Annotated in this window: 12 protein-coding genes; 4 read left to right on the forward strand and 8 right to left on the reverse strand. The window is 66.9% G+C overall.

Features of this window, described 5'->3' with window-relative positions; all coding sequences use genetic code 11:
- The gene (locus AC3IMC_RS09170) at positions 1–1,548 is read right to left on the reverse strand and encodes a molybdopterin-dependent oxidoreductase (protein WP_490918194.1); all 1,548 of its coding nucleotides are present in this window, start codon (positions 1,546–1,548) and stop codon (positions 1–3) included.
- Between the two features lie 179 nt (positions 1,549–1,727).
- Between AC3IMC_RS09170 and moaA the strand changes: the two genes are divergently transcribed.
- From moaA to AC3IMC_RS09185, 3 genes are all read left to right on the forward strand, one after another.
- Positions 1,728–2,855 carry a GTP 3',8-cyclase MoaA gene (moaA, locus tag AC3IMC_RS09175; RefSeq protein WP_473692901.1) on the forward strand — a complete coding sequence of 376 codons (1,128 nt, stop codon included), beginning with the start codon at positions 1,728–1,730 and terminating at the stop codon, positions 2,853–2,855.
- A 7-nt stretch (positions 2,856–2,862) separates the two neighbouring features.
- Positions 2,863–3,129, forward strand: coding sequence for a MoaD/ThiS family protein (locus tag AC3IMC_RS09180; RefSeq protein ID WP_490918195.1), 267 nt, complete (start codon positions 2,863–2,865; stop codon positions 3,127–3,129).
- Positions 3,130–3,192: 63 nt separating this feature from the next.
- The gene (locus AC3IMC_RS09185; protein WP_490918197.1) at positions 3,193–4,758 is read left to right on the forward strand and encodes an HNH endonuclease signature motif containing protein; all 1,566 of its coding nucleotides are present in this window, start codon (positions 3,193–3,195) and stop codon (positions 4,756–4,758) included.
- Between the two features lie 112 nt (positions 4,759–4,870).
- On the opposite strand, the gene AC3IMC_RS09190 is transcribed toward AC3IMC_RS09185, so the two are convergent.
- Entirely contained in the window at positions 4,871–5,995 is a 1,125-nt protein-coding gene (locus tag AC3IMC_RS09190) for a helix-turn-helix transcriptional regulator (protein WP_490918199.1), read from the reverse strand.
- 166 nt (positions 5,996–6,161) lie between these two features.
- Between AC3IMC_RS09190 and AC3IMC_RS09195 the strand changes: the two genes are divergently transcribed.
- Positions 6,162–6,440, forward strand: a complete 279-nt coding sequence (locus AC3IMC_RS09195; RefSeq protein ID WP_490918201.1) for a hypothetical protein — start codon at positions 6,162–6,164, stop codon at positions 6,438–6,440.
- 10 nt (positions 6,441–6,450) lie between these two features.
- Here the strand turns inward: AC3IMC_RS09195 and AC3IMC_RS09200 are convergent, their stop codons facing one another.
- The 6 genes from AC3IMC_RS09200 to kynA form a co-directional block, all read right to left on the reverse strand.
- Entirely contained in the window at positions 6,451–6,996 is a 546-nt protein-coding gene (locus AC3IMC_RS09200) for a DUF1579 family protein (RefSeq protein ID WP_490918202.1), read from the reverse strand.
- Positions 6,997–7,088: 92 nt separating this feature from the next.
- Complete coding sequence (locus tag AC3IMC_RS09205; protein ID WP_490918203.1) at positions 7,089–8,450, reverse strand: M16 family metallopeptidase; 1,362 nt, start codon at positions 8,448–8,450, stop codon at positions 7,089–7,091.
- Positions 8,451–8,564: 114 nt separating this feature from the next.
- Entirely contained in the window at positions 8,565–10,823 is a 2,259-nt protein-coding gene (locus AC3IMC_RS09210) for a polyribonucleotide nucleotidyltransferase (protein WP_490918398.1), read from the reverse strand.
- Between the two features lie 243 nt (positions 10,824–11,066).
- The gene (gene rpsO / locus AC3IMC_RS09215; protein ID WP_009372966.1) at positions 11,067–11,336 is read right to left on the reverse strand and encodes a 30S ribosomal protein S15; all 270 of its coding nucleotides are present in this window, start codon (positions 11,334–11,336) and stop codon (positions 11,067–11,069) included.
- A 183-nt stretch (positions 11,337–11,519) separates the two neighbouring features.
- Positions 11,520–12,776 carry a kynureninase gene (locus tag AC3IMC_RS09220; RefSeq protein ID WP_490918205.1) on the reverse strand — a complete coding sequence of 419 codons (1,257 nt, stop codon included), beginning with the start codon at positions 12,774–12,776 and terminating at the stop codon, positions 11,520–11,522.
- Positions 12,773–13,627, reverse strand: coding sequence for a tryptophan 2,3-dioxygenase (gene kynA, locus AC3IMC_RS09225; RefSeq protein ID WP_490918399.1), 855 nt, complete (start codon positions 13,625–13,627; stop codon positions 12,773–12,775). Before kynA ends, AC3IMC_RS09220 begins: the two co-directional genes overlap by 4 nt.
- Between the last annotated feature and the right edge of the window lie 7 nt (positions 13,628–13,634).

Consider the following 13,634-nt stretch of genomic DNA (forward strand, 5'->3'; position numbering starts at 1 on the left):
TCAGGATTTCACGTCCACTCTAACCGTGTGGAATCCAGTGGCCCCGTCAGGGGCCGGCGGCCGTTGCGTTTCATCCTGGACGTTGCCCCGCAGGTCGGTAGCCCGGACCTGCACCTCGTACTCCCCCGGGGTGAGGTCTGCGCCGAGCTTCCACTGGTACCAAGTGTCATCTGAAATGCCGGGGGCCAGTTCCGCCTCGCGCCACGTCCCCCGATTGATCCGCAGTTCCACTTTCCCTATGCCGGTGTGCTGTGCCCAGGCTACGCCGGCGAAGACAACGGTTCCGGCGCTGACCGGGCGTCCGCTGCGGGGCACATCGATCCGCGACGAGGTCTTGATGGGGCCGCGCTCGGACCAGCCGCGGGGAGTCCAGTAACCTGCGTCGTCGGCGAACCTGGTGACCTTGAGTTCCGTGACCCATTTGGTGGCCGACACGTACCCGTACAAGCCCGGGACCACCAGGCGGACGGGGAACCCGTGCTCAAGCGGCAGCGGTTCCCCGTTCATGCCGACGGCGAGCAGGGCGTCGCGGCCTTCGTCCGTCAGGACGTCCAGCGGTGTGCCGGCGGTCCAGCCATCGGCGCTGCGGGAGAGCACCATGTCCGCCCCCTGGCGTGGACGGGCCTGGGCGAGCAGTTCGCGGACCGGCCAGCCCAGCCAGCGGGCGTTCCCGATCAAATCCCCGCCCACCGCGTTGGAGACGCAGGCGATGGTGATGTGCCGCTCCACCAGTGGTTTGGCCAGGAGTTCGGCGAGGTTCAGTTCCACCTCCCGGTCCACCATTCCGGTCACTTTCAGTGTCCATTGGTCCGGGTTGACCGAGGGAACGGACAAGGCTGTGTCGATCCGGTAGAAATCCCGGTTCGGGGTGACCAGTGGCTGCGTTCCGGGTACGCCCGCTTCTGCACCTGTTGGGATGTCCGGCGCCGGTGACGCGGCCGCGGGCAGGCGGAGGCGGGCCCTGGCTTCGCTGACGGCCACCGCCGCACCCCGCCAGATTCCCGCAAGCGTTCCTCCCACCGCGGCAGCAGCCCCCGTAACGGCAAGGGCCCGCAGGAAGCTGCGGCGCGGCTGGCTCCCTGGGACGGGCTCCGCCTCGCGCGCCTGCAGGTTACGGATCAGGAACCGCAGCAGGAAGGCGGCGACGAGCGCGGCCACCACCGGGAGCGTCAAGGCGGCCGGGGTTGCCTGGGCGCGGGTCAGAACGGCGGCAGCACCGGCGAGGCCGAACAGCCCTGACAGTGCCACACCGGCAAACCGGCGGCGATCCTCCAGCATGCCGGCCAGCCCGGCGAGCGCGGCGATGACCAGCGCCATGCCGGCCAGGAGCGCTGCCTTGTCAGCAGTGCCGAAAAGCGAAATGGCCCAGTCCTTGAGGCCCGGCGGGACGGCGTCGATGACGGCACCGCCAACGGCTGTCAGTGGTGACAGTGAGGGGCTGGCAAAACCGGCCAGCAGCTCCCCTGCTACCACGCCGCCGGCAATGGCCGCGATGCCGGCGGCGGCTGCAAGGCCCCCATGCCTCGTTGGCGCTGCCTCTTGCCGCATGCGACTGTCCGTTCGCTCCCCAAGGCCCGCTCCGCCGTCGTGCGTTGCGCTGGCCGGGGACTCCACCTCCAGCTTAGTTGGCCGGCAGTCCCATGCGCCGTCCCTTTCCCAGCGGTCCGCCGGCGACTCGGAAGGGTCACGGCTGTGATGCGTGGCTCATCGTGGCGTAGCCTGAATTCATGAGTGTCCAGCTAGGCATGCCGCAGCCAAGGCAGGAGGCAGCGCCGACGCTGCCCGCCGTTCCCCCCAGCCGGCCTGCGGACGCGCCTGCCGGACTGACGGACCGGTACGGCCGCCGCGCCACGGACATGCGGCTGTCGCTGACGGACAAATGCAATCTCCGCTGCACGTACTGCATGCCCGCGGAGGGCCTTGAGTGGCTCGCAAAGCAGGCCGTCATGTCGGCGGAGGAAATCGTGCGGATTGTCCGTGTCGGCGTGGAGCAGTTGGGGGTCCGTGAACTCCGGCTCACCGGCGGCGAGCCGCTGGTCAGGCACGACCTGGTGGATATCATCGCCGCCCTGCGCCGGAACCACCCGGACCTGCCGATTTCGATGACCACCAACGGGGTTGGTTTGGCCAAGAAGGCCGCGGCGCTCAAGGCGGCCGGCCTGACCCGGATCAACGTGTCGCTGGACTCCCTGCACGAGGAAACGTTCACCAAACTGACCCGGCGGCCCTTCCTGGACCAGGTCCTGGCCGGCGTGGACGCCGCATGGGCAGCAGGGCTGGGCCCCGTGAAGCTCAATGCGGTGCTGATGCGCGGCATCAACGACGCCGAGTCGCCGCAGCTGCTGGCATGGGCCCTGGAACGCGGCTACGAACTCCGCTTCATCGAACAGATGCCGCTGGATGCCGACCACGGCTGGACCCGCCGGAACATGATCACCGCGGCCGAGATCCGCGAACTGCTCTCCCGCGACTTCGTCCTGAGTCCCGACCGCCGGGCCCGTGACGGCGCACCCGCGGAACGTTTTGAAGTACGACGGCGGGCGGCGGGTTCTGCGGAGCCGGACGGTCCCGTGCTGGGAACCGTGGGGATTATTGCCTCAGTCACCGAGCCGTTTTGCTCGGACTGCCGCCGCACCAGGATCACTGCCGAGGGCAAGATCATGAGCTGCCTGTTTTCCCGGGAGGAATTCGACCTGCTGGGCCTGCTGCGTTCAGGGGCCGGGGACGACGAACTGGCCCGGCGGTGGCAGGATGCCATGTGGATCAAACCAAAAGCCCACGGCATGGACCACGTGGGCCTTGACGCTCCGGACTTCGTCCAGCCGGACCGCAGCATGAGCGCCATCGGGGGCTGACAAGACAATGCAAGTACGTTACTTCGCTGCCGCACGCGCTGCCGCCGGTTTCGAGGAAGAGAAGTTCGACCTGCCCGAAGGGGCCACCGTGGCCGACCTCCTAGAGGCAGTACTTGCCGTGGAGCGGCCGGAGCCGCCGGCCGGCACCCCGCCCCTGGCGAGGATCCTCGCCCGCAGCAGCTTCCTGTTGAATGAAGTGGCCGTCCGCGATCACGCGACCGTGCTGGGTGCCGACGACGTGGTGGATGTGCTGCCTCCGTTCGCCGGCGGGTAGGACTTTCCTGCCTCGGGGAGCCGCCCCGCTTTGAATGTCAGTGCCTCGTTGGATGATGTTCGTATGGGAATCAGCAGCGGCGCAGTGAGCGGTTCAGGGGCGGGGATGGAGGGTGTTCATGCCTCTGTTGCTGCCCTTGACGCGCTGTTCCTGGAGGAGGCTGCGCTTGCTTCCCCTGGCGGTGCCGGTGACGGTGCCGGCGCTGGGGTGGATGTGTTGCAGCGGCAGTACGGGATCCGGCTGGAGCGGCTGGCCGGGTATTCGAAGCTGGAGTCAATGATTGCCGCCGCTAAAGCGCAGGACGCGGCTGACTGCATCCGGATTCAGCAGGCCATGACGCCGCCGGACGCGTCCGTGCCGGAACGCACCTACGCGGAGATGTCCGCGGTGGAGGAGATCGCCGGGGTCCTGACCATCAGTTCCGGGGCCGCCGGGGCTTTCGTCCACGAGTCGCAGCAGGTCTGTTCGCTGCCGCCGGTCATGAACGCGCTGGCCGCCGGGGCGGTGTCGTGGCAGCACGCGAAGGTCGTCGTGGATGAAGCCGAGGGCCTCAGCCCTGCCGGGGCGGCCTCTTTGGTGGCGCACTTCTTCGACCCCCACGCCCCGAACCCTGCCCGCGGCGCCGCCCCCGGGAAACTCGTCCCGTCCCGGTTCCGGGCCAAGGCCCGCGCCTGGCGCGAACGCCACCACCCCGAGTCTTTGGAGAAGCGGCACACCAAAGGGATCGCGGACCGGCGGATGGAATACCGGCCCGACCGGGACGGCATGGCCCGCGTGACGCTCTACCTCCCCGGCGACACCGCCTCCGCGATCTGGAACCGCACCACCGCCACCGCCCGCGGCCTCCAAGGACCCGACGAACCACGCACCCTCACCCAACTCCGCCCCGACATCGCCGCCAGCCTGCTCCTCGGCGCCGGAAGCTCTCCCCACTCGGACAACACAGACCCCGGCAAGATCCCCACACCCCGGGCCGACGTCCTGGTGATGGTTCCGGTGCTCTCCCTCCTCGGCCTCACCGACGAACCCGCCGAACTCGACGGCCACGGACCGATCCCCGCCTCCATGGCACGGCGGCTGGTCGCGGACGGGGCGGACTCCTTCTACCGCGTCCTCGTCGACCCCCGCGACGGCGCACCCCTGGAAATCGGCCGCAGAAGCTACCGGCTCCCCGACACAATCAAACGCTGGATCAGGATGCGCGACGGCAAATGCACCTTCCCCGGCTGCACCAACCGATCACTGGACAACGACACAGACCACCTCACCGCCTGGCACAACGGCGGTAAAACCGGCGCTTCCAACCTGGGACAACTCTGCCCCAAGCACCACCGGCTCAAACACCACAGCGGCTGGACCCCCACCCCCGCCACCACCAACGAACCACCCGGCTGGACCTCACCCACCGGCCGCCACTACAACCCCGAACAACACGACCCCAAACCAACCCACTGGCCTCATGGTGCACTGTCCCTTGACATCAATCCGCCCCCCGAAGAACCACCCGGCGGCAACTTGCTCGACCCGGATGACCTCTGCCCCGCAGACCCGCTCTGGGACGATTTTTATGCAAAGCCCTTTGTCCTGCCGCCCGACCCCCAGACGGACTGGCGCCTGCTGCTGACGTAAAGGCCTTGGCAGCAGCAGGTTAAGACCGGAGTTGCCGCGCGGAGTCCGGTGGGGAGTCACAGCTTTGGTTTGAAGTGCGTGGAGGGCCGGTGCCATTGGGAGAAGCACCCGGCTATTGCGTCCTGGCACGAGTCCCCAAGGCCATGGCAAGCAGGGCTGCTCGGCTGTGGACTCCGCAGGTCTGGAAGATTTGCTTGAACTGGTCCTGCACCGTGTACACCGTCACGTTATGGGCCTCGGCCATGGCCGCCGTGTCCACCCCTGCCGCGGCCAGCCGAAGAAGTTCCCCTTGCCGGGGCGTGAGGCCAAATGCCCGGGCAAAGAGGTCGAGCCGTTCAGGAGCGGAACAGGCCTGGATGGTCACTGCGAGAGGTGGGGTCGAACCAGGCATCCCGGACGCCATGCGACTGGCCCGGAGGGACGCCCAGTGTCCCGCCCCGACATGGACCCGGCACTCCGCAAGGTGGGTATCAACGCCGGCCTCCCTGGCCATCAGTTGGGCAGCCACGTTCAGTACTTCAGCAGGAACGTGCTGATGCGGGAACGGTCCGGGCTGCAGCAACTGCAGCCATTCGTCCACGGATGCGGTTTGGCCTGCTATCGCCAGTTCTTCGTCCAGGGTCAGGACGGCCTGCTCTGGAAGGTCCGGCCGCACGGCTGCAGGCTCCGAATTCGGTCCGGGTGCCGGCAAATTGCGGAACTCCCTGGCAGCTGCGCCGCGCAGCGCCGGCGTTACTGCCTCTGCGACCCGGCCCAGATAGGCAATCTCGTGGTCGGAAAAAGCGCCGGTGACACGGCCCGACGCGCCTGTCCGCCACAGATCGAGCCATGCCCAGCAACCGTATTTGTCCGCGAACACGGCTGACAGCACGTCGCGGACGCCGTAGCGCTGCAGTAATCCATTCCAGACGGGGCTGCGTGAAGGGTCTCCTTGTGCCGCCCGCATAAGGGTGGTTGCCGGAGGCGAAGCATGCATCAGGGAGGTCCACCGACCCGGTCCGGAAAGGTACTTGAGGCGGATAAGGCGCGGCAGCTCCTGCGGGCAGGGAATCCTGGCCCGCGGCGCCATCCCGACAGCCGTCCGTGGATCGCAGAGGGGCCACACAAAGGCATCGAAGGCCAGCATCCTGCCAAGTTCGGCGAGCACTGCTCCGCGCAGAACCTTGTGGTCCAGGTCCGAGCCTGCAAGGAGCCGGATGCGCTCCAGGCTTCGATCTTCAGCCCAGCCCTTGGTCATGTCCCCAGTATGCTCCCGCACCGGTCTCCAACCGCAGGATCATCACCGCAAAGGCAAGCAACCCAGATTTCTGGGATACCGGCCGCAGGCGCAGCGGTCTACCTTGGCAGCGTGGGAAGTCCCAGGGCTGGGGCAACCCGGGAAGAGAAAGCAAGGAGGAGCGGGCATGTACACCCTGCAGATAGAACACAGCATCACGGACTTCGACACCTGGAAGGCGGCCTTCGACCGGGATCCGGTTGGCAGGGCAGCTTCCGGCGTGCTCACGCACCGGATTGGCCGTCCGGTGGGCGAGCCACACTACATCGTGGTGGAACTGGACTTCGCAGACCTCGCCCAGGCGGAGCGGTTGTTGATGAACCTGCGGACCAAGGTCTGGCGTTCCCCCGCGAATGCTCCCGCCCTCGCTGGCACACCGACCACCCGCATCATTGAAACGCAGTGAGCCCAAGCCGTCAGGCGCGGCGGAAGACTGACCGCATGAACGGCCTGTAGGCCGGATACTTTCCGTCGGCATCCGCACGTGGCCCGGCATCGGCGTCGGACGTGCCCGCTGAGCGCAACTTAGTCACGTGCTGCAGGACGCCGCCCTCAACGCTGATGGCATGGCGGGTCCAGCCTGCGCCGCTTTGCCGCTCGACCCTGATGACGCCGCCATGCCAGGTGCACCGGGCGGCGGCAGCGGGAGGTGCGCCTGTGCTGTCGACGTAGTACCAGAGCACGTCCTTGCGGACGGGGTCGATGCTGAAGATGCCATGTCCTTCGAAGTGCCTGCCGTCGGCCTCCACGTGCCGGTAGCTCTGCACCACCCCGAAACCGCCGGCCAGGGGGCTGTAGGACACCTCAGCGTCCACGCTGCGCTCAGGCCCCCACGGACCTGCCGCTAGAAGGGTGCTTCCCCGCCAGTGACCGATCAAACCTGTCAAGGCGGGATGGCCGGCGGCGGGCGCGCCACCGTCGTCGTGAACCCCCTGGCCGCCTCCGGGCGCGGATCCCTGCACTGCACTCCCCTCACCCCGGCGGAATCGGCGCCGGATGGGGTTATCTTAAGCCCGCAGTACAGTGCGTGTCCGGGGGAACAGTAGCTGTGGGGCTAGACGGGTACCCGGGCAGGGAACCCGAAGGTTTCCGACTCCTCGAAGGGGCCCACTACCGTGACAGTGCGGGGCGCGGCGGCAAGTTCGGCCGCGAGCTCCTGGACCTGCTCGGCCGTGACTGCCTTGATGAGCCGCAGCGTCTCGTCGATGTCCTGGTACTCGCCCGAGACGAGTTCGGCACGGCCCAGCCGGGACATCCGGGATCCGGTGTCCTCGAGCGCCAGGACGATTCCGCCCCCGAGCTGGCCCACGGCCTTGCGGAGTTCGTCCTCGGAGATTCCGTGTTCTGCCAGTTTCTCCAGCTCGACGGCCAGCAGGTCCAGCACCTGCCGCACCTTGGACGGCGTGCAGCCGGCGTACATGCCGAAGTAGCCGGCGTCGGCGTAGGAGGATGCAAAGGAGTAGGTGGAGTACACCAGTCCCCGCTTCTCGCGGATCTCCTGGAACAGCCTGGAGGACATGCCGCCGCCCAGGACCGCGTTCAGGACGCTCATCACGTAGCGGCGTTCGTCCGTGGCCACGATCGTGGGGCAGCCCATAATGATGTTCGCCTGTTCCACGGCACGCTTGACCACGTGCAGGCCTGCCGTTCCGGTGATCAAGGCACGTTCGGTGGAGCGGCGCTTGACCGGGGCCGCGTCGGGCTCCAGTGACCAGCCGGCCGATTCAAGCGCATCAACCACGAGTCCGCAAACGACGTCGTGGTCCAGCCCACCGGCCGCAGTGATGACCAGTTCCTCCGGCTTGTAGTACCTGCGGTAGTGCTCCCAGACGGAGTCCCGGGCCACGGCCTTGATGGCGCTCGGCGTGCCGCCGATGGGCCGGCCCAGGGGGTGGCTGCCGAGGACAGCTGAGACGAAGTGCTCGTGGGCGACGTCGGTGGGGTCGTCGCTGTCCATCGCGATTTCCTCGAGGATGACGTCCCGCTCCTGCTCCATCTCGTCCGGATCCAGCACGGCCCCGGTGATCATGTCCGCGATGACATCGATGGCCATGGGCAGGTCGGTGTCCAGGACGCGGGCAAAGTAGCAGGTGCTTTCCTTGGCCGTGGCGGCGTTGGATTCCCCGCCCACTTCGTCAAACGCGGAAGCGATCTCCAGGGCCGTACGCCGCCTGGTCCCCTTGAACAGGAGGTGCTCCAGGAAGTGGGTGGAACCATGCTGGCCCGGGGCCTCATCGCGGGACCCCACGCCAACCCAGAACCCGATCGTGGCCGACCGCTGGCCCGGCATCGCCTCGGTCAGTACCCGCACTCCCCCGGGCAGCACTGAGCGGCGCACCTCGGACCCTCCGTCGGAGCCGTGGACCAGGGTGTCGCCGGCGTGGTTCTGCTCAAGCGGCAGGGGTACAACAGTCATGAAGGCCTTTCAAAGGGGGCAGCCGGATCTGGCTGCCATCGTAACAGCGGCGGGGCCGGTGGATCATCCACCGGCCCCGCCGATTCAGTGCTATGCCGGAAGTCCGGAAACTGACTAGGCGTCAGAGCCTTCAGCGGGCTCCGAAGCGTGGGCACGCTCGGTGTCGCCGGCGGCCTCGTCCTCGGCTACCACCGGGGCGAGGGAGAGCTTGCCGCGGTCATCGATCTTGGTGATTTCCACCTGGATCTTCTGGCCGACCGAGACGACGTCATCGACGTTGTCCACGCGCTTGCCGTTGGCGAGCTTCCGCAGTTCGGAGATGTGCAGGAGGCCGTCCTTGCCCGGGGTCAGCGACACGAAGGCACCGAAGGTGGTGGTCTTGACGACCGTACCCAGGTAGCGCTCGCCGATTTCCGGGACCTGCGGGTTCGCGATGGCGTTGATGGCGGAGCGTGCTGCTTCTGCAGACGGACCGTTGGTAGCGCCAATGTAGACCGTGCCGTCATCCTCGATGGAGATGTCGGCGCCGGTGTCTTCCTGGATCTGGTTGATCATCTTGCCCTTGGGGCCGATGACTTCGCCGATCTTGTCCACGGGGATCTTCACGGCGATGACGCGCGGGGCGAACTCGGAGAGCTCGTCCGGGGTGTCGATGGCCGAGTTGATGACCTCGAGGATGTGCAGGCGGGCTTCGCGGGCCTGCTTCAGCGCTGCCGCCAGGACCGAGGCGGGGATGCCGTCCAGCTTGGTGTCCAACTGGATGGCGGTGACGAACTCGGACGTACCGGCGACCTTGAAGTCCATGTCGCCGAAGGCGTCTTCGGCGCCGAGGATGTCGGTCAGTGCCGCGTAGCGGGTCTGGCCGTCAACCTGGTCGGAAACCAGGCCCATGGCGATGCCGGCGACGGCGGCCTTCAGGGGCACACCGGCGTTCAGCATGGACAGGGTGGAGGCGCAGACGGAACCCATCGACGTCGAACCGTTGGAACCGAGGGCCTCGGATACCTGGCGGATGGCGTAGGGGAATTCCTCGCGGGACGGCAGGACCGGGACGAGCGCACGCTCGGCCAGGGCACCGTGGCCGATTTCGCGGCGCTTCGGGGAGCCCACGCGGCCGGTTTCACCGGTGGAGTACGGCGGGAAGTTGTAGTTGTGCATGTAGCGCTTGGTCTTCACCGGCGACAGCGAGTCGATCTGCTGTTCCATCTTCAGCATGTTCAGCGTGGTGACACCCATGATCTGGGTCTCGCCGCGCTCGAAGATGGCCGAGCCGTGGACACGGGGAAGGACCTCGACCTCGGCGGTGAGCTGGCGGATGTCCGTCAGGCCACGGCCGTCGATGCGGACCTGGTCCTTGAGGATGCGCTGGCGCACCACGTGCTTGGTGACCGAGCGGAATGCTGCGGACAGCTCCTTCTCGCGTCCCTCGAACTGGCCGGCAAGGTCGGCGAGGACCTCGTCCTTCAGGGCGTCGGAGGCATTGTCGCGCTCCTGCTTGTCGGCGATCTGGAAGACAGCGGCCAGCTTCTCGGCGGCAGCGTTTTCGACGGCGGCGTAGGCGTCGTCCTCGTAGTCCAGGAAGACCGGGAATTCGACGGTGGGCTTGGCTGCGCGGGCAGCCAGGTCAGCCTGGGCGTCGCAAAGTGCCTTGATGAACGGCTTGGCAGCTTCGAGGCCTTCGGCCACGACCTCTTCGGTGGGGGCGGTGGCGCCCTGTTCCTTGATGAGGTTCCAGGAGTTGTCCGTGGCTTCGGCTTCCACCATCATGATGGCGACGTCGTCACCAGCAACGCGGCCGGCCACCACCATGTTGAACACGGAGTTTTCCAGCTGCGAGTGCTTGGGGAAAGCAACCCACTGGGAACCGTTGTCGTCGGCGATCAGGGCAACGCGGACGCCACCGATGGGGCCGGAGAACGGCAGGCCGGAGAGCTGGGTGGACATCGAGGAGGCGTTGATGGCCACCACGTCGTAGAGCTCGTCAGGGTTGATGGCCAGGACGGTCACGACGATCTGGACTTCGTTGCGCAGGCCCTTGATGAAGGCCGGGCGCAGCGGGCGGTCCATCAGGCGGCAGGCCAGGATGGCTTCGGTGGACGGGCGGCCTTCGCGGCGGAAGAACGAGCCCGGGATGCGGCCGGCGGCGTACATGCGCTCTTCGACGTCGACCGTGAGCGGGAAGAAGTCGAAGCCTTCGCGCGGGTGCTTGCCGGCGGTGGTGGCGGACAGCAGCGCGGTGTCATCGTCGATGTACACCATGGCAGCGCCTGCTGCCTGCTTGGCGAGGCGGCCGGTTTCGAAGCGGATGACCCGCTTGCCGAAACGGCCATTGTCAATGACTGCCTCTGAGAACTGGATTTCGGGACCCTCCAAGAGAGTCACCTCCGTTTCTGTTTCACGGAAGTCCAGCCGCATCAACCCAGCCCAGCATCTGTCTACTGGCCCTGCACCCGGTCATCGATCGAGACCCACGGGCCGCCGGCTTCAGTCGCTGAAGCCGTTCCCGGGGATCACTACCGAGGACCGCGAATGCGTGATGCGGTTGATCCTCCTGTTTAGTTTTTCTTTTGGAAAGGGCGGCCCTTTCCATGGTGGAAGGGCCGCCCCAAAGCCAGACTAGCGGCGCAGGCCGAGGCGCTCGATGAGCGAACGGTAGCGGGCGATGTCGGTCTTCTTGAGGTAGCTCAGCATACGCTTGCGACGACCAACCATGGCCAGCAGACCGCGCTGGGTGTGGAAGTCGTGCTTGTGCTCCTTCATGTGCTCAGTCAGATCCTTGATCCGCTGGGTCAGGACGGCAACCTGGACCTCGGGCGAACCGGTGTCGCCTTCCGCGGTTGCGTATTCCTTGATGATGGACTGCTTTACAGCGGCGTCAAGTGCCACAATTACTCCTTGGAAATGTGCCGTGCGGGCCCGGTCGGAAACTCACCGCCGGGTCTGCCGCCTCCGTCCAGGACCGGTCAACCGGATCTGGCCGTGGGCAACAGGACCCAGCCGCCACGGACTGCAGCCGGATCCATCGTCCAGTTTACCGGCCGCGCCCTAACCTTGTCGAAAAAGTGCCGATCAGCCGGCCAGCCTGTCACGGATGGCTGCCATGCCCTGCAGGACTTCCCCGAAGCTGGTGCTCAGCGGCGACAGGCCCACCCGGATGCCGCGCGGTGACCGGAAGTCGGGGATCACGTCCTGGGCCCACAGCGCCTCCACGGTGGCCTTGGTGAAGTCCGGGTGGTCCACCGTGATGTGGCTTCCGCGCAGGGCGGGGTCACGCGGCGAGGCCAGTTCAGCGCCCAGCGGTGCCAGCCAGGCGTCGAACAGCTCCACGGCGAAGGCTGTCAGCTTCTCGGATTTGGCGCGGACGGCGGCCATGGAGGCTTCCTCGATGAGATCCAGGGTGCCCTGCATGGCCAGCATCCCGAAAATGGCTGGCGTGCCGCTGAGGAACCGGCGGATACCCTCGGCAGGTTGGTAGCCGGCGCCCATTTCGAAGGCGTCCTTGCGGCCCATCCATCCCCAGATGGGCTGGTTCAGCGAGGGCAGGTGCCGGGCATTGACATAGGCGAACGCCGGCGACCCCGGCCCGCCGTTGAGGTACTTGTAGGTGCAGCCCGCAGCGAAGTCCACTCCTGTGCCGTCGAGACCGATCTCCACCGACCCCGCGGAATGGCACAGGTCCCATACGACCACCGCGCCGGCGTCGTGGACCGCCGCTGTGATGCCCGGCAGGTCCGCGAGGTGGCCGGAGCGGTAGGCGATCTGGCTGAGGAGTACGACGGCGGTGCGCGGCCCGGCTGCTTCGCGCACCTGTTCAACGGTCACCCCGGCGGCGGGATCGGGAGTGATCCAGCGCAGCGTCAGGCCTTCCTCAAGGGCGATGCCCTCCACGAGGTAGCGGTCGGTGGGGAAGTTCTCGGTGTCGAGGACGAGTTCGTTCCGGTCGGGATCGGCCACGGCCGCCAGCGCCGCGCGGATCAGCTTGTACAGCACCACGGTGGTGGAATCGGCGATGATGGTCTGTCCCGGGGCTGCCCCAAGTACTGCGCGGCCCAGCTGGTCCCCGATCGCATGGGGCAGGTTGAGCCAGCGCTCGTCCCAGCCGCGGATGAGCCGGCCGCCCCATTCGTCATTGATAAAGGCGGCGATATCCGCGGCTGTCCGCTTCAGGGGCCGGCCCAGGGAGTTGCCGTCCAGGTAGGACAGGGCGGTGTCAGTTCCCACGAAACGCTCCCGGTACTGCGCCAGGGGATCGTGGCGGTCAAGGTCGGCGGCGCGCTGCTGCCAAGCCTGGGCCGTTACTGGAATGTTTTGCAGGTGTTGGCTCATTGCCCGATCTCCGTCCTGACAGCGAATAGTTCCGGGAAGAACGTCAGTTCCAGCGCCTTCTGCAGGAAGGTCACGCCGCTGGATCCGCCGGTGCCGGTCTTCATGCCGATGGTCCGCTGGACGGTGCGCAGGTGCCGGAAACGCCACAGCTGGAAGTTGTCCTCCAGGTCCACCAGTTCCTCGCACGCCTCGTAGGCGGCCCAGTTGTCCGCGGCGTGTTCATAAATGTGTTTGAAGAGCGGAACCAGGTCCGGAGCGAACTCGTGGGCCCGGGTGACGTCCCGTTCCAGGACGGCACGCGGCACCGCAAACCCATGCCGCGAAAGGTAGGCCAGGAATTCGTCGTAGATGCTCGGGGCAGTAAGGAGCTCCTCCAGCATGGCGTGGGCCTGGGGATCGGATTCGAAAACGGGCAGCATCTTGCGGTTCTTGTTGCCGAGCACGAATTCCACGGCGCGGTACTGGGCGGACTGGAAGCCCGAGGAATTCCCCAGGAAACCGCGGAACTGGGAGTACTCCGTGGGCGTCAGGGTGGCGAGCACGGACCACTGCTCCGTGAGCGTCCTCTGGATGTGCTTGACCCGGGCAATCCCCTTCAACGCCGACCCTAGGTCGTCAGACCGCAGCCAGGCCGCGGCGCTCCGCAGTTCGTGCAGGACCAGCTTGAGCCACAGCTCGGTGGTCTGGTGCTGGATGATGAACAGCAGTTCGTCGTGGTGCTCGGGCTGGCTGACGGGCTGCTGGGCGCTCAGCAGCGTGGGCAGCTGCAGGTAGGAGGCGTAGCTCATCCGGGAGCTGAAGTCGCGGACGATCCCCTTGTCCAGCTTGCGGGTGTTCTTCTCGACGGACACGTGCTGC

It is taken from the genome of Arthrobacter sp. E70 (assembly GCF_058266945.1).